Source organism: Aquiflexum gelatinilyticum, from assembly GCF_024813435.1.
GTDB classification, from domain to species: domain Bacteria; phylum Bacteroidota; class Bacteroidia; order Cytophagales; family Cyclobacteriaceae; genus Cognataquiflexum; species Cognataquiflexum gelatinilyticum.
Genome location: NZ_JANAEZ010000001.1, coordinates 595,963 through 612,854 on the forward strand (window position 1 = coordinate 595,963; position 16,892 = coordinate 612,854).

Genomic DNA, 16,892 nt, shown 5'->3' on the forward strand with positions numbered 1-16,892 from the left:
TATGTCAGAAACCACAGAAGAAATAAAGGAAATACCTTCGCAAGAACTTAAGGATAAAGTAATCAATGCCATCAAGCAAGTGTATGATCCTGAAATTCCTGTAGATGTTTACGAATTGGGACTGATCTATGAAATCAGTGTTTATCCTGTCAACAATGTATATATCATGATGACACTTACTTCGCCCAATTGTCCATCTGCTGAATTCATTCCTTCGGAGGTAAAAAATAAAATCCAACAGATTCAGGGCATCAACCATGTTGAGTTGGAGCTGACTTTTGACCCTCCTTATTCTCAGGACATGATGTCCGAAGCAGCAAAACTTGAATTAGGTTTTCTTTAAAATAAAAAATCAAAACATATGTACCCAGAGGAATTAATTGCTCCCATGCGTTCTGAATTGACCAACGTTGGCTTCCAAGAATTCAGAACAGCCGAAGAAGTAGAAAATCATTTGAAAGACCACAAAGGAACTACTTTCATTGTTATCAATTCAGTATGTGGATGCGCAGCTGGCGCAGCTAGACCAGGTGTCAGATTTGCATTGGACCAAAGTGACGTCAAACCGGATGTGCTCGCCACGGTATTTGCGGGTAATGATGCCGCTGCTGTCGCAAAAGTACGTCAACATCATTTACCTTACCCTCCCTCCTCACCTGCTATGGCATTGTTCAAAGACGGGGAGTTAGTACACTTCATTGAAAGACACCACATCGAAGGAAGAAATGCCAAAATGATAGGCGAACACCTCGTTGAAGTTTTTGAACATTTCTGTAAATAATAATTAGCCCTTCGGGGCTTTTTTTTTGTTAAAAAAAATGACCTTCAAACAAAGTGAAAAAAATATTAATTTGAGTAATATATCATTGAGCAATAAAAATTACGTATTTCGAATATAAATTTAAAAAAACCTTTGAAGTTTTTAAATTTCAAAAAAGAAAGCATCTAATAAACTCATAATCTTTAATTCGCTATTGATGTAATTAAACATGTAAAAAATACACGTTTTTACTAACTTAAGCGCAGTAAAAGAAGTTAATCACTTTGAATCTATAAACAGATAAATTAAAAACAATACTTATGTCCGAAACCGCTAAGTTTTCATACGGAGGAAAAGATTTTGAACTCCCAATTATTGAAGGAACTGAGAATGAAAAAGCTATTGACATAGCAAAATTGAGGGCTCAGACCGGATTGATTACAATAGATCCAGGATTTAAAAACACAGGTTCAACAACCAGTTCGATCACTTTTTTGGATGGTGAGCTTGGCGTTTTAAGGTACAGAGGATATAATATTGAAGAACTTGCTGAGAAGTCTACATTCCTTGAAGTAGCTTATCTGTTGATCTATGGTGACCTTCCTACACAGCATCAATTCGAGAAATTTACAAGAGAAATTACTACCCATACTTTGGTACATGAAGATATCAAGAAAATCCTTGATGGTTTTCCTTCCAATTCTCATCCTATGGGGGTGCTTTCTTCATTGATTTGTTCTTTGACTGCATTCTATCCTGAATCCTTGGATCCAACTAGAAACGAAGATGCAGTAAATCTGAGCATCATTAGGTTATTGGCTAAAATGCCAACCTTTGCAGCTTGGGCATTTAAAAATGAAGTGGGACATCCTGTAAACTATCCTGACAATAGCCTTGATTATTGCTCCAACTTCCTAAAAATGATGTTCGCATTGCCTGCTGAAAAATATGATGTGGACCCAATAGTATCAAAAGCATTGGATCAACTCCTTATTTTACATGCTGATCACGAGCAAAACTGTTCAACTTCAACAGTGAGAATTGTAGGTTCATCACAGGCTAGCATTTATGCTTCTATTTCTGCCGGGATCAATGCCCTTTGGGGACCACTTCATGGTGGTGCCAATCAGGCTGTAATTGAGATGCTGGAAGCCATCAAGGCGGACGGAGGGGATACCAAAAAATTCCTTGACAAAGCAAAAGACAAAAACGATCCTTTCAGATTGATGGGATTTGGCCACAGGGTTTATAAAAACTTTGATCCAAGGGCAAAAATCATCAAAAAAGCGGCTGATGATGTACTTGCTAAACTAGGGGTAAAAGATCCGGTTCTGGAAATTGCCAAAGAACTTGAATATGCAGCGCTAAATGATCAATATTTTGTAGAGCGAAATCTTTACCCGAATGTTGATTTCTACTCAGGCATTATATATAGGGCATTAGGCATTCCTACAGATATGTTTACAGTGCTGTTTGCCATGGGACGTCTACCGGGTTGGATTGCACAGTGGAAAGAAATGAGGCAAAACGGTGAACCTATCGGTAGACCACGTCAAATCTATACCGGTGCTGTAGATAGAAATTATGTTTCTATGAATAAGAGAGGTTAACAATCCCTCATAATTATTAAATAATCCAGACTTAGGTTTTATCCCTGAGTCTGGTTTTTTTTTGAGAAAAATCAAATTGTTGTTACGTCAAATTTTCCAAATCACCTCTCAAGTATAGATTCTTTAATTATATTTGGAAACTAAAAATCAAAATTGAGTTTACATATGGAAGCAAATACCTTAGAATCAGCGATCGCTTTGACCAAAAAATTTACAAGTAAACCTTCAAATGAGGAATTATTAAAATTATATAGCCTGTATAAGCAAGCAACAGAAGGAGATAACCATGAAGACCGTCCCGGAGGATTTGACTTTGTAGCTGCTGCTAAATATAATTCTTGGTTGGCATTAAAAGGAAAATCAAAAGACGACGCCTCCTTAGAGTATGTTAATTTAGTAAATCAGCTTGCAACAAAGTATATGTAACGGATAAGAATAACTCCAAAAACAGAATAAAAAATTAAAAAACAGTTGATTTTTTTAAGGATATTCTAAAAATATTCAATCCATCCTTGCAAATCAATATTATTTATTTTACCTTTGCACCCGAATTAATTATATAACATTTTTCTAACCGTGGGTTTCCTTACTGTCGCTTGACTTGGGTTGCTTCAAAGAAAATCATGGTCTAGAAGAAGTAAGGAAACATTTCATGGAAAAAGAATTAACATTCTCAGACCTTGGGATTTCAGAAGAAATCCTCAAGGCGGTGGAAGATATGGGTTATACCCAACCTTCTACCATTCAATCACAATCTATCCCTTTCTTATTGGAAGGAAAAGACGTCATCGGACAGGCCCAGACGGGAACCGGCAAGACTGCATCTTTTGGTATTCCAATAATCGACAAGGTTGATGCGAGCATCAAAAAACCACAAGCTTTGATCCTTTGCCCTACTCGTGAACTTGCTGTTCAGGTGGAAGGCGAAATCGTAAAACTTGCCAAGTACAAAAGAGGGATTTCCTCAACTTGTATCTATGGTGGTGATTCGATGGACAGACAGGTAAGAGACCTCAAAAGAGGTGTTCAAATCGTGGTCGGTACTCCGGGTAGAATCATGGACCATATGGACCGTGGTACATTAAAATTAGAAAACGTCGGTATCATCGTATTGGATGAGGCTGATGAGATGCTTGACATGGGCTTCAGAGATGATATCGAAAACATCCTAAGCGAATGTCCTGAGGAAAGACAGACGATCTTTTTCTCAGCGACAATGCCAAAGCCTATCATGGATTTGACTAGAAAATATCAAAAGAATCCTGAAATCGTCAAGGTTTTAAGAAAAGAACTGACTGTAGAAAACATCTCTCAGGTCTATTATGAAGTAAAATCACCTCTCAAAATTGAATTGATGACAAGGTTGATTAGCTTGAACCAATTCAACCTTGGCATAGTATTCTGTAACACCAAAAGGGTAACCGACGAAGTTACTGAAGAACTTTTAGCCCGTGGCATCACTGCTGAAGCACTACATGGAGATCTTTCCCAAGCACAGAGAACCAAAGTAATGAACAAGTTCAGAAAAGGACAGGTTTCTGTTTTGGTGGCTACAGATGTGGCTGCAAGAGGAATTGATGTAGACAATGTAGAAGTTGTCTTCAATTTTGACCTTCCTTTGGATGAGGACAATTACGTACACAGAATCGGAAGAACAGGCCGTGCTGGAAAGTCGGGAGCTGCTATCAGTTTTGTAACAGGCCGAAAAGACATGTTCAGGATACGTGATTTGGAAAAATTCATCAAAACCTCAATCACAAAAATGGCTCCGCCATCTGTTGCTGATTTGGTTGAGTTGAAAAAGAACCAATTGATCAAAGACGTATACCGTCAGTTAAATAAAACTGAAGACAATAGCTTCTATGAAGATACTATTGGTCAGATGCTCACTGAAGGCTTAACCATGGAGCAGATTGTCCTTGGTCTTGCAAAAATCCAAATGGCAGATGCTGTCCATGAAATGGAAGACCAAAACTTCGATCTTGACCTCGGAAGAGGTGGCGAAAGAAGTGGTGACAGAGACAGAGGAAGAAGAGAAGGAAGAGATTTCGGTAGGGATTCAGGAAGAGGTAGAGAAAGAGATTCAGGAAGAAGCGGCAGCAGAGAACGTGGAGGAAGATTTGAAAGAAGCGATCGCGGAGACAGACCTGAAAGAGGCGAAAGAAGCGAAAGATCTTTTGACAGAAGTGACAGAGGCGAAAGAGGTGCTGACAGAGGTGCTTCAAGAGAAAAAGGAGTTAGAGAGCCGGGAATGGCCCGTCTTTTCCTTAATCTTGGTAAGAAGGACAGAATCAGACCAAACGATATCGTCGGTGCCATTGCAGGTGAAACCGGTGTACCGGGAAGAAGCATTGGTGGAATCGATATATTTGACAACTTCTCTTTTGTTGATGTACCTTCGAAGGATGCAGAACACGTAATCAAAGTCATGAAAAATAATACCATCAAAGGTATTACTGTAAATATGGAAATCTCTAAAGCTTAATTATACAATTCATCAAAAGCTTTAAATTCAAAAATTGAAAGCGCAGTCTCCACGAGATTGCGCTTTTTTTATTGATATTTATAAAGCCCACAAGATGAATATGTACTTTAGCAAATAATTCCAAACTTCTTCAATGCAGCTGTTTTTCCACGATAATATCACCGAAGATACCTTCCACCTAGATCAGGAAGAATCCAAACATTTGATCAAGGTATTGAGAAAAAATCAGGGAGACAAAGTGGTATTCACAGATGGACTAGGATTTTTGTACCACTGTATCATATTGGATGCAAACCAAAAAAAAGCCGAGATTAAAGTTGTTGAAAGTTTTTTTGATCCGGAAGACGATTATTATATCCACTTGGCAATCTGTCTTACAAAAAATCCGGATCGAATGGAATGGATGATTGAAAAAATCACGGAAATAGGAGTCCACGAAATCACCTTGATGGAATCTGAACATTCGGAGCGGTCCTTTTTGAAACTTGACAGATTAGAAAAAAAAATTGTAGCGGCTTGTAAGCAAAGCTTAAAAACGAGAATCCCAAAATTAAATCCCATTTGTAAAATGGAAGATTTAATTTGCGACAAAAAATTTGACAGTTACCAAAGGTTTATTGCATATGTAGATAGTGAAAACCGCCAACATTTGTTTGAAAAGGCTAAACCAAATTCAGCTTATATAGTACTTATTGGGCCTGAGGGGGATTTTTCTTCCCATGAAATCGACCTTGCATTCAAAAATTTCTTTCTCCCCTGTTCATTAGGAAAAAGTAGATTGAGGACAGAAACTGCAGGTTTAACAGCTGTCCACACTTTGCAATTACTCAATGGACTTGAAACAAAATGATCAATTCCAATCTCAATATCCGATAAAATATTTTGAGTGAAAAGGAAGAATTCTATACAAGAAAAATGAAAATTCTTCTTTAATTGCCCCATTCAAAAACCTATTTTTACTAATTTAGATCAAAAGAAAATAATTAAAACAACTCGGATGGAGTGTGATGAAAATACGATAGTGAAGAAGGAAGAAGCCAAAGAGTTAGAAGGCCTGACGATATTACTCTCAACGGATGAAGACGATGACCGGCCTGTATACCTTTCAGGGAATTTCAACCAATGGATAACCCAAGACAGGAAATATCAGATGTCAAAACAGGCAAAAGGAAAGTATACATTCACCTTTCCTGCAGACTTTTCGTACCCTGAAGAACTGATTTACAAATTTACCAAAGGGGATTGGTCAGAAGTCGAAATTGATAAATTCGAAAACAAAACCCCAAACAGGCATTCTAAGAAAAGATCAGGAATACAAAAAGAACATGTGTCCAAATGGCGTCAAAACTGGCTTCCCTACCGAGCAAGCCAACTGCCACAGGTGCACTTGATTTCAGAAGAATTTGAGATTCCTCAGCTCAATAAAACCAGAAAAGTATGGGCTCTACTACCCCATGATTATAATACATCTGAAGAAACATACCCTGTCCTTTATCTTCAGGATGCCCAAAATCTTTTCAATGAAAAATCACCTTTCGGCAATTGGCAAATTGACAAAAAGCTCGCTGTGATGTCTGATTATGGTATTGGAAAGATCATAATCATTGCCATAGAACATGCTGAAAAAGAAAGGGTTTTGGAATACAATGTAGGCAAAACATTACTTGGTGAAGGCCAAGGAAAACAATACATCCGGTTCCTAACAGATACTCTCAAACCATTCGTTGACAAAAACTTCCGGACCAAACCTGAAAGGGAATTTACAGGTATCGGAGGGAGTTCTATGGGTGGTTTGGTAAGCCTTTTTAGCGGCCTGATATACCCCGAGGTATATGGAAAACTTATGATCTTCTCCCCTTCTCTTTGGGTAATTCCAAAGATCAAATTTTCATTTTTGGATTTTTTCGAACCTAAAGAAACTAAGATCTACTTATATGCAGGAGGAGAAGAAAGTGCTACAATGGTCGCTCATATAAAAAAATTCAAAAAAAGACTCCTCAAAAGAGATTCCCTCCGTGAAAAAATGGAAATACAACTCAGTATCAACGAACAAGGCCGGCACAATGAAACCTACTGGAGTGATGAATTTCCAAAAGCAATAGAATGGCTCTTCTTCAGCAACCGAAAAGGGGATGTTTAGGAAAGCTTAAAAAACGGTATCAGGATAAATAATATTGAAGAATTACTTGAATATTTTATTATCCTGAAAAATCAATTTATCTTGTTTCTATTGTTCAAAACAAAACTGACATCAGATTTTCCTAAAAAATCCTCTATTTCCATAATCATATTTTTCCCATTTACATATGAAAATATCCCCAATAAAATCTCCTGAACAATTTAAGGGCTTGGTAGTCATCCCTTTTTTTGAAGTAGGAGAACGTGATCCTGCTATTAATTTTGAATCATACTCCATTTCAAAAAATCTGTTTTTGGGCAAAAAAGACAGTCAGTTCGTTTTTGAGGATAAAGATTCAGATAGGATTTTTCTTTTGGTAGGACTTGGAAAAGAGCCTAGTTACAAGACAGTCAAAACATCATTTCGCAGACTGACTGCCAAACAGGAAATGCTTTTTGAAAAAAAAGTTTTGGTTTGGCTGGAAGACAAAATGGATGCTGACTTATTAGAAGCTGCAGTTTCGGGATTATTGCTTGGCACTTACCGCCTTGGACATTACAAAACTCCAGATAAATCCCCAAAAAACTGGTCAAAGGTCAACATCTCAATATTGTCGGGAATTAAAGAACCAAAAAAAACCATCGAAAAAGCCCAAAAAATTGCGAATGCTCAGATTGAGGCTTTCCAATTGGTAGATCTTCCACCCAATAAAGTAACACCTAAATACCTTGCTGATTGGGCATCTGATGCGGGAAAAAAATTCGGTTTCGATGTCAAAGTCTTGGATAAAAAGAAAGCAGAAAAAGAGAACCTCAAGGCATTTTTGGCTGTCGGTCAGGGAAGTCAAAGGGAACCCCAGTTTATTGTCATGAAATATAGGTCCAAAGCAGCTGAAAAGCATGTTGGATTGGTTGGAAAAGGAGTCACCTTCGATACCGGAGGTCTAAATATCAAAACCCAAGGGATGGTCCATATGAAATGTGATATGGGAGGCGCCGCTACCGTTTTGGGCGCTATGCAGCTTATCGCAGACCTTGGATTGGATATAAACATTACTGCGGTAGTTCCTTGTGTTGAAAACGCAGTCGATAACAATTCCTTTTTGCCCTCGGATATCATAGGTAGCTACAGCGGCAAAACCATAGAAGTCATAGATACAGATGCAGAAGGAAGGCTGATTTTAGCAGACGGCCTCTCCTACTTGATCCAAAATTTCAAACCTGACACTATTATTGATTTTGCAACTTTGACCGGAAGTGCAGTGGGGACATTTGGCTATGAATGCGCGGCTTTATTTTCCAAAAACGAAGAACTTTCAAAAAGACTGCAACAAAGCGGAGAATTCATCGGCGAAAGATTATGGCCCCTTCCGATGTGGGATGAGTACAAAACTGAGATGGATTCAGAAATCGCTGACATCAAAAACTACCATGGAAAACCCTTTGCCGGTGCTATCACCGCAGCGAAATTTCTTGAGTTCTTTACTGAAAACCATCCCTCATGGGCCCATATAGACATAGCAGGCACCGCATTTGGAGATTCTGAGTTTGCAAAAACAAAGCATGCCACCGCTTACGGCGTACATTTATTGATTAAATTGATAGAAAATCTTTAAACTATGGTAGATAATCACAAAACCTTTTTGTGCATTTCCAATTATTTCAAGGGAAGCGCTTTTTTGATTGCTCTGAAAAAAGCCGGTAATCAGGTGTATTTGATCACTTCAGAAAAACTGAAAGAAAACAATTGGCCGAGGGAATATATCGATGAGATTTTTTTCATGCCCGGACAAGATCTTGATTGGGATCTTGAAACATTATTGGTTGGGGTAGGCGGATTGATGAAAGGCGTAAAAATAGATGCCATTGTTGCTTTGGATGATTATGATGTGGAAAAAGCTACCTTTTTGAGGGAAAATCTCCGCATTCCGGGAATGGGCCAGACTACAGGAAGGTATTTTAGAGACAAACTTGCCATGAGAATGAGAGCGCAAGAAGCCGGGGTCTTGGTACCTTCTTTTTCAGCTCTATTCAATGATGAGGAAATCAACCACTTTGCCGACACAGTGCCTCCACCCTGGGTATTGAAACCTAGATCCGAAGCCTCTGCGCATGGAATTATTAAAGTATACGACAAAGAAAGTCTTTGGCAGAACATCCATGAAATGGGTGATAATAGATTAAGGTACCTTGTAGAACAATTTAAACCCGGAGATGTCTACCACGCTGATGGACTGAATCTTGACGGGAAAAACCTTTTTTGTACAGTTTCAAAATACCTAGCAACACCAATGGAAATCTCTCAGGGAGGAGGAATATTCAGAAGCGCCAATGTTCCTTATGGCTCAGAAGATGACAATTCGATGCGGGAAGCCAATCAAAAAGTAATGAAGGCATTTGGGATGAAAAATGGAGCAAGCCATACAGAATTCATCAAAGGGCGGGATGATGGCCAAGTTTACTTTCTAGAGACCTCTTCAAGAGTAGGCGGTGCCCACCTTGCCGAAATGGTAGAAGGAGCTACCGATATCAACCTATGGACTGAATGGGCAAAAATCGAAGATTCTGTAGTTAAAGGTCAAAAATATACTTTGCCAAAAGTGAAAAAAGGTTATGCCGGAATTGTACTGACATTATCCAAGTTTCAGGATCCGGACCTTTCCTCATTCAACGATCCGGAAGTTTGCTTTAGAGTTCCCTTAGATTACCATGCAGGAATGATAGTCAAATCAGAAAAACATGCCCGGATAAGGGAATTGCTGGATGATTATGCAGAAAGGTTGAGCAAAGGTGTTTCTTCGGTGGCCGAACAAGAAAAAATCAAAAAATTCCATTAAAAACTTCACTTCAGCCTCAGGAAACCATTTTAGATCCTGATGCTTTTTTCTTTGTTTTTATTTTTGATTTTACTCCTTATGTAAAATGTTTTTGATTTTTTGGTTCTCTAAGGTACTTTTCAGAAAAACTACCCATAATCATGATCAAAAAAATTTCTTTGACAAGCTGGATCTTTCTCCTTTTCCAAAACATTCTTTTTTCACAGGTTGACACCATTGAGGTCTTTAGCCAGGCAATGAACAAATCACTTAAAGCTGCTGTCGTTAAGCCTGAAGGATACTCAGAAAATAACAAATCATATCCAACAATATTTTTACTACATGGAGGTTCCGGAAGTTTTTCTGATTGGCATAAAAAAACGACTGAGCCCAATCTCTTGCACAAGCTGGCAAATCAATATGAAGTGATTATCGTGACTCCGGGTGTAGGTCCTTCATCCTATTATTATGATAGTCCGATTCTTGATTCTGTCAAATATGAAACTTACTTCATTGAGGAACTGATCCCATTTATCGACAAAAACTATAGGACAATTAATAACCGGAATTCACGTGCCATTACCGGCTTGTCTATGGGAGGCCACGGTTCCTTGATGCTGAGTGCAAAACATCCTGAGTTATTCATTGCAGCAGGAAGTATGAGTGGTGTAATGAATATTGATACGAGGATGTGGAAGGTAAGTGATGAATTCAGAAAACTTAGGCTTTCAGGTCAAAAAGCAATGTTGGGGGAAATCAACTATGATTCCCCCTTCACTGAGTACACGGTGGTAGGCTTGGTAGAAAAAATGAAAGACAATGGGATCTCTTTGATAATCGATTGTGGGGTGGATGATTTTTTGTTGGAAACTAACAGACAGATTCATCAATTGCTTCTTCAAAACCAAACTCCTCACGAATATACCGAGAGACCTGGCGCACATACCTGGCAGTATTGGACCGAGGCCTTACCTTACCACTTATTATTCATCAATCGGGTATTGATTAAGCAACCATAGCTGCGTTTTGTGATTCTTTTTCTGCTGATATACTATGCAGCAGATCAGGGATTTTATCAAAGTCATTTACCTTGTCTATCACGAAGTCAAATCCTTGGTGGAGGTAAAGTTGCCTCAATAAGGGACCTATATGTGATTTGCAAAGAATGATTTTCGCCAATGGATTCAGTGTTTTAATTCTTTCGATAACCTGATCCGGTGAAAATTTTCCTGATCTCATTTTGTAACATATATTAACAAAAACCAGATTGGCTTTATGCTCAATTATTTTTTCTTCAATAGAATCCTGAGAGTAGACTGTCCCCAGATTTTCCACAAAAGGCAAATTATTAATCATGTCCAAAATTTTTACCGTATTGCTTGGGGCAAAATCATAAACAATTGCTTTGATGCGAGATTCGTTGGCTTGTAACATATGAGCTATTTTATGAACTCAAAATTACGCCATGACCTAAGCCTACATTATAGTTAAAAAAGCTATTCTTATGTAGTGGTTTGTACTACAAAAAATTACTTCAGCCCATTTTCAAAAACATACCTCAAAATTTCAGCATTATTATGAAGGTGGAGTTTATCCAAAATCCTCAATCTATATGTGCTTACTGTACTGACACTTAGATTAAGATCACTGGCGATATCTGACACTGCTTTTCCGGAAGCTATAAGCATCATTACTTCCATTTCCCTATCAGATAATTTTTCATGGATAATTTCAGGCTCCTCCCCCAGGTTTTCCGCGAGAATTTCAGTTACTTTTGGGCTGATGTATTTTTTACCTTTCATCACCCTTTCTACTGCCTTTACCAATTCATCTCCGGCACTTTCTTTACTCACATATCCTGAAGCTCCGGCTTTTAATGACCTCAATGCATAATGCTCTTCTGCCTGCATACTCAAAATAAGTATTGGAGTCTTGACTCCCGAGTTTCTGGCATGTTTCAAAACTTCGATTCCATTTCTTCCCGGCATGGAAATATCAAGAACAATAAGGTCCCATACTTCCCCATTTATCTTTTTGACAGCTTCAATACCGGAATTTACTTCTTCGGTTTTTATCTTTGGAAAAGCATCTTTCAACAATTGTACTATTCCTTTTCTTACTATCGGATGGTCGTCTGCGATCAATGCTTTCATTTTTGAATATTAATAAGGTATGGTTAAAATGGTTGTTGTTCCTTTACCGGGAGCACTTTGAATATTGAAATTTCCCCCAAAACTTTCCGTTCTTTCCCGCATTCCCAAAATACCAAGTGATTTTGTGTTTTTTAGGATTTCTTGATCAAAACCTGCCCCATCATCTATAATGGTGATCATTATCGATTCAGAATCAAATACCACCTCGACATTAACATGGGTACTTTTTGAATGTCTCATGATATTGGTCATGCATTCCTGAAAAATCCTGAAAACCGCAGTTGCTTTTTGATTTTCCATTGATCTTTCTTCACCCTTATATTTAAAGAAAACCGGAATACCTGCTGATTTGGTAAATTCATCTGCCTGCCATTCCAATGCTGCCAAAATACCAAAATCATCAAGAATGCCTGGACGCAAATTTCTTGATATATTCCGGATAGTTCCGACGGTCCTTTCTATCTGCTTGAGGATTACCTGAAGTTTCTCTTTTGCAAAATCATCCAGATGGTTACTTTTTTTCAAAATATATTCAACTTCCATCTTCATCCCCGTAAGCCGTTGCCCTAATTGATCGTGAATCTCACGCGAAAGTAAAGACCTTTCATCCTCTCTGATTTTTTGGGAATGAGAATTCAGATTTCTGATGGATTCGTATGAGGCCTTATACTTTTCCTCAACTTCCTTTCTTTTTGTTATGTTCCTTAAATAAAGAATCAAAGCTTCTTCCTGACTATGGATTTTAACCTCAATCCAAAATAGATTTTGATCAATTTCAATCTGAAGCTCAGTACATGAAGGCAAAAAATCTCTTTTAAATTCTTCAACCAAATTATAGATCAACCCATTTATTTTCAGGGTATTAAAATCCAAACCACGAGAAGATATTGGATCAATCCCCAGAAAAAAAGCAGCTGTTTTATTGATGTAAATAATTTCCCCTATGTTATCCAACAACAAAATTCCACCCGACAAATTATCCAGTAAATGAATCACATCAGAACTTCCTTTTTTAGCTTTAGCCATATTTTTTGTTCGTTTTTAACTGATTTCCTCTTAAGAAAACGATCTCATCATCATTGATTTTAAATGATAATTTAACTATTAAATTGATTATATAAAGTAAAAAATTAACAAGATTAATTTTATCAATCGAACATTTATTGTTTTTCAAAATTTCTCTCGCAAATGTTGAATAATTTTGAAAGTAACAAAAAAAGGTTTTTCGCATTCATACATTTTATCATTGATAGAAAAAGTCAATTACCTATTTTAGCTTTTCTAAAAATAAACCCCAAAATGATAAAAAAAGCAATACTGATTATTTCCCTCTTTGGGCTTTATTTTAATTCTTTCTCCCAAAACGATATTTCAAAATGGCAGCTTAGGGCCCAAAATACTGAAATCATCAGGGATCAATGGGGCATTCCCCATGTCTATGGAAAAACAGATGCAGATGCGGTTTTTGGGATGGTTTATGCCCAATGTGAAGACGATTTCAACCGGGTGGAAGTCAACTTTATCAATGCCATGGGAAGAATGGCGGAAGTGGAAGGAATCAACCTGCTTTACAATGATTTTAGGATGAAACTGTATATTGATGAGGAAGTATTAAAATCAGAATACCAAAACTCCCCTGATTGGCTTAAGGAATTGATGAATGCATGGGCTGATGGGATCAATTATTACCTGCATACCCATCCTGAGGTCAAACCCAAATTACTGACCAAATTCGAACCTTGGATGGCTTTGGCATTCAGTGAAGGCAGTATCGGAGGTGATATTGAAACCATTTCTACCAACCAACTCAAGGCATTTTACGGGAAAGAAATGCTTTCCGACCTTGTGTTGGAGGAAAGGGATTGGGATACTGAACCAAGAGGCAGCAATGGCTTTGCTATCGCACCAAAGCTTTCGAAAAGCGGAAATGCGCTGTTTTTGATCAATCCACACACTTCCTTTTATTTCCGTCCGGAAGTCCATATGGTCAGCGAAGAAGGACTCAATGCCTACGGCGCGGTGACTTGGGGACAGTTTTTTATCTACCAGGGATTCAATGAATACAACGGTTGGATGCATACTTCCAGCAAAGCAGATGCGATAGACCATTTCGCTTTAACGGTGGAAAACAGAAAAGGAAAATACCATTATCAGTTTGGTAAAAAGTGGTTGCCATTGACTGAGAAAGAAATCAAACTCAAATACAAAGAAGGTGATCAAATAAAGGAACATTCCATCACCGCTTATTACAGCCATCATGGTCCGGTAATCAAGGAAGAAAACGGAAAATGGATCGCAATAGCCCTGATGGTAGAAAGAGAAAAAGCACTGATCCAATCTTATTCTAGGACAAAAACGAAAAACCACGAAGAGTTCAAAGCCACCATGGCACTCAAAACCAACTCCTCCAACAATACCGTCTATGCAGACAGGGATGGAAATATCGCCTACTACCACGGTAATTTTATCCCAAAACGGGACCCGAAATTTGATTGGAGAAATACTGTCGACGGCAGCAATCCTTCCACAGATTGGAAAGGACTCCATGAAGTCGACGAAATGCTCTTGATCGAGAATCCTGAAAACGGATGGATTCAAAACTGTAACTCAGATCCTTTTACTGCCGCAGGACCCTTTTCTCCAAAGAGGGAAAGCTTTCCTGCCTACATGGCATGGGATGTAGAAAATGCACGGGGACTGAATGCAGTGAGAGTTTTGACTGGCAAAAAAGATTTCACTTTGGAATCATTGATAGCCACTGCCTATGACCCTAAGTTGATGGCATTTGAACCTTTGATCCCTTCTTTGGAGCAGGCTTATAGGAATCTGCCGGATACTGATCCACGAAAGGAGAAGCTAAAAAAGCCTATGGAAGTCCTTTCCGATTGGGATAGAAATACCGGAGTGGGTTCTGTGGGAACGTCCTTGGCGGTATTTTGGGGAAACCAACTCCTGATGGAAGCCCGAGATATGGACAGACCTTGGGATGCTTATATCTTTGATCTGCTTGCCAAAGAAGCTCCTGATAACATGAAGATTGCTGCTTTTGAAAAAGCCGTGGACAAATTGACAGAAGATTTTGGAACATGGAATACCCCTTGGGGAGAGATCAACAGGTTTCAGCGGGTTACCAATGACATTCAGGGAAGGTATGACGACAAGCTCCCAAGCCTCCCCATCGGCTATAATTCTTCACTTTGGGGTTCATTGGCGGCCTATGGCAGCAGGGCATATCCCAATACGAAGAGATGGTACGGAAATGTAGGCAACAGCTTTGTGGCAGTAGTCGAATTCGGAGACAAAGTCAAAGCCAAAAGCCTCCTTGCCGGAGGACAAAGCGGCAATCCCTTTTCCCCCCACTTTGTAGACCAAGCCGAAAGATACAGCCAAGGCGAATTCAAAGACGTCAATTTCTATCGGGAAGATGTGCTGAAAAATGCGAGAAAAAGGTATAGACCGGGTGTGATGGAGTAGTTATCAGTTGCCAGTTGCAGTTGGCAGTATCTAGACAATTCCTCATCTAACTTTAAAAAATTGGATTAAAACTCAAAAAGATAGCAAGGCGTATTTTCATATTTCGCCAAGTGCTTGATTAATCTTTTGTCAGTCAAATAATTCTTCCAAATCAAAGTCTTGGAAACCTGTATTTAAAGAAGGTAGTTTTACCAATTTGCATAGAAAATTTAACATCAGAATATTTCTATCTAGGAACCAATACTTCTATATTTAGAACAAAATCAGACTTTTATGAACCAAAACTTCACCTCCACCACCCTGACTGAGTCGGCGGCATTTGACACCGCCACGGTCACCCGAGTGATTCCGACTTATGTCTATGCGACCGTTTTTGCTTCCCTGTGCATCGCGGTGGGATTGCAGTGGGACATTTCATGGCACATGAGTGTGGGCCGAGATGGCTTGTTTTCTCCGCCACATATCCTGATTTATTTGGGTGCAGTGATTGCGGGGGTGTTTTCTGGGATCAAAGTGTTGAAAACCAGCTTTTGGGGTTCCAAAGAAGAAAAGTCCCAAAGCATCAGATTTTGGGGGGTTTTCCATGGATCTTTGGGAGCGATGTTTTGCGTGTGGGGGGCATTTGCGATGTTGACCTCCGCTCCTTTTGACGATTGGTGGCACAATACCTATGGTCTTGATGTCAAAATCCTCTCCCCTCCCCATGCTTTGTTGGGACTCGGGATGATGATGATCCAATTCGGCGCTATGATTTCGGTGATTGCAGCCCAAAACAAATTGGGAGAAAAAATGGATGCCCGCACCAAATCCCACCTCCAATGGATGTACGCCTTGTCCGCAGGGTTTTTGTTGGTGATGGTCTATACCTTGGTGTCTGAGTATTACTTTTTGAATATGCTGCATGGGGTCTTGCCGTATCAGATCGCCGCTTTGATGTTTCCGCTTTTTTTGATTTCTATATCATTTGCCTCCCCTTATCGATTTGCCGCTACTAAAATGGCATTGATTTACACCTTTGTCATGGCTGCCATGGTATGGATCATGCCTTTGTTTCCTGCCGAACCCAAGCTCAGCCCAGTCTTCAATTACATCACGCGGTTCCAGCCTTTTCATTTTCCTATCCTCTTGATTGTGCCGGCGATAGCTATTGACTATGCCATCGAAAAATGGAGAAATTCCCACAAGTGGCTTTTGGCAGTCCTGCTTTCCCTGATCTTTGTGGTCAGTTTCACCCCTGTACAATGGTACTTTTCTGAAGTTTTGATTTCTGAAATCGGCAGGGGTTGGTTCTTTGGAAGGTTCTCCTGGCCTTATTTTGCCAATCCGGATTATGAATTCAGGTTCCGGTTTCATCCCGATTCCATATCTCAGGGTTGGGATTTGATCAAAGGTTTGTTGATAGCGGTAGGGATAGGAACGCTGACTTCAAGGGTTGGACTTTCATGGGGAAATTGGATGAAGCAGGTGAAGAGATAG

15 protein-coding genes are annotated in these 16,892 nt (G+C 39.1%); 12 read left to right on the forward strand and 3 right to left on the reverse strand.

Annotated features, from left to right (window positions below; translation table 11 throughout):
* Position 1: 1 nt before the first annotated feature.
* The 10 genes from NK987_RS02420 (at position 2) to NK987_RS02465 (ending at position 10,808) form a co-directional block, all read left to right on the forward strand.
* Positions 2–343 carry a DUF59 domain-containing protein gene (locus NK987_RS02420; protein WP_258421968.1) on the forward strand — a complete coding sequence of 114 codons (342 nt, stop codon included), beginning with the start codon at positions 2–4 and terminating at the stop codon, positions 341–343.
* A gap of 18 nt (positions 344–361) precedes the next feature.
* Complete coding sequence (locus NK987_RS02425; protein ID WP_258421967.1) at positions 362–781, forward strand: BrxA/BrxB family bacilliredoxin; 420 nt, start codon at positions 362–364, stop codon at positions 779–781.
* A 299-nt stretch (positions 782–1,080) separates the two neighbouring features.
* Positions 1,081–2,370 (forward strand): citrate synthase, encoded by a 1,290-nt coding sequence (locus NK987_RS02430; protein WP_258421966.1) that lies wholly within the window; start codon positions 1,081–1,083, stop codon positions 2,368–2,370.
* Between the two features lie 165 nt (positions 2,371–2,535).
* Positions 2,536–2,796 carry an acyl-CoA-binding protein gene (locus tag NK987_RS02435; RefSeq protein WP_258421965.1) on the forward strand — a complete coding sequence of 87 codons (261 nt, stop codon included), beginning with the start codon at positions 2,536–2,538 and terminating at the stop codon, positions 2,794–2,796.
* 226 nt (positions 2,797–3,022) lie between these two features.
* Positions 3,023–4,855: a DEAD/DEAH box helicase gene (locus NK987_RS02440; RefSeq protein ID WP_259262569.1), complete on the forward strand. Its 1,833-nt coding sequence runs from the start codon at positions 3,023–3,025 to the stop codon at positions 4,853–4,855.
* 133 nt (positions 4,856–4,988) lie between these two features.
* On the forward strand, positions 4,989–5,705 hold the full coding sequence (locus NK987_RS02445) for a 16S rRNA (uracil(1498)-N(3))-methyltransferase (RefSeq protein WP_259262570.1): 717 nt from the start codon (positions 4,989–4,991) through the stop codon (positions 5,703–5,705).
* 147 nt (positions 5,706–5,852) lie between these two features.
* Positions 5,853–6,995, forward strand: a complete 1,143-nt coding sequence (locus tag NK987_RS02450; RefSeq protein ID WP_259262571.1) for an alpha/beta hydrolase — start codon at positions 5,853–5,855, stop codon at positions 6,993–6,995.
* A 166-nt stretch (positions 6,996–7,161) separates the two neighbouring features.
* Positions 7,162–8,589 (forward strand): leucyl aminopeptidase family protein, encoded by a 1,428-nt coding sequence (locus NK987_RS02455; protein WP_259262572.1) that lies wholly within the window; start codon positions 7,162–7,164, stop codon positions 8,587–8,589.
* A 3-nt stretch (positions 8,590–8,592) separates the two neighbouring features.
* Complete coding sequence (locus NK987_RS02460; protein ID WP_259262573.1) at positions 8,593–9,810, forward strand: ATP-grasp domain-containing protein; 1,218 nt, start codon at positions 8,593–8,595, stop codon at positions 9,808–9,810.
* A 140-nt stretch (positions 9,811–9,950) separates the two neighbouring features.
* Positions 9,951–10,808, forward strand: a complete 858-nt coding sequence (locus NK987_RS02465; RefSeq protein WP_259262574.1) for an alpha/beta hydrolase — start codon at positions 9,951–9,953, stop codon at positions 10,806–10,808.
* Here NK987_RS02465 and NK987_RS02470 read toward each other — a convergent pair.
* From NK987_RS02470 to NK987_RS02480, 3 genes are all read right to left on the reverse strand, one after another.
* Entirely contained in the window at positions 10,795–11,223 is a 429-nt protein-coding gene (locus NK987_RS02470) for a hypothetical protein (protein WP_258421956.1), read from the reverse strand. The two genes, NK987_RS02465 and NK987_RS02470, sit on opposite strands and share 14 nt — an antisense overlap.
* A 95-nt stretch (positions 11,224–11,318) precedes the next feature.
* Positions 11,319–11,942 (reverse strand): response regulator, encoded by a 624-nt coding sequence (locus NK987_RS02475; protein ID WP_258421955.1) that lies wholly within the window; start codon positions 11,940–11,942, stop codon positions 11,319–11,321.
* Positions 11,943–11,951: 9 nt separating this feature from the next.
* Positions 11,952–12,968 (reverse strand): PAS domain-containing sensor histidine kinase, encoded by a 1,017-nt coding sequence (locus NK987_RS02480; protein WP_258421954.1) that lies wholly within the window; start codon positions 12,966–12,968, stop codon positions 11,952–11,954.
* Positions 12,969–13,241: 273 nt separating this feature from the next.
* Here NK987_RS02480 and NK987_RS02485 point away from each other — a divergent pair, with 273 nt between their 5' ends.
* The gene (locus NK987_RS02485) at positions 13,242–15,416 is read left to right on the forward strand and encodes an acylase (protein ID WP_259262575.1); all 2,175 of its coding nucleotides are present in this window, start codon (positions 13,242–13,244) and stop codon (positions 15,414–15,416) included.
* A gap of 273 nt (positions 15,417–15,689) precedes the next feature.
* The gene (locus NK987_RS02490; RefSeq protein ID WP_259262576.1) at positions 15,690–16,892 is read left to right on the forward strand and encodes a hypothetical protein; all 1,203 of its coding nucleotides are present in this window, start codon (positions 15,690–15,692) and stop codon (positions 16,890–16,892) included.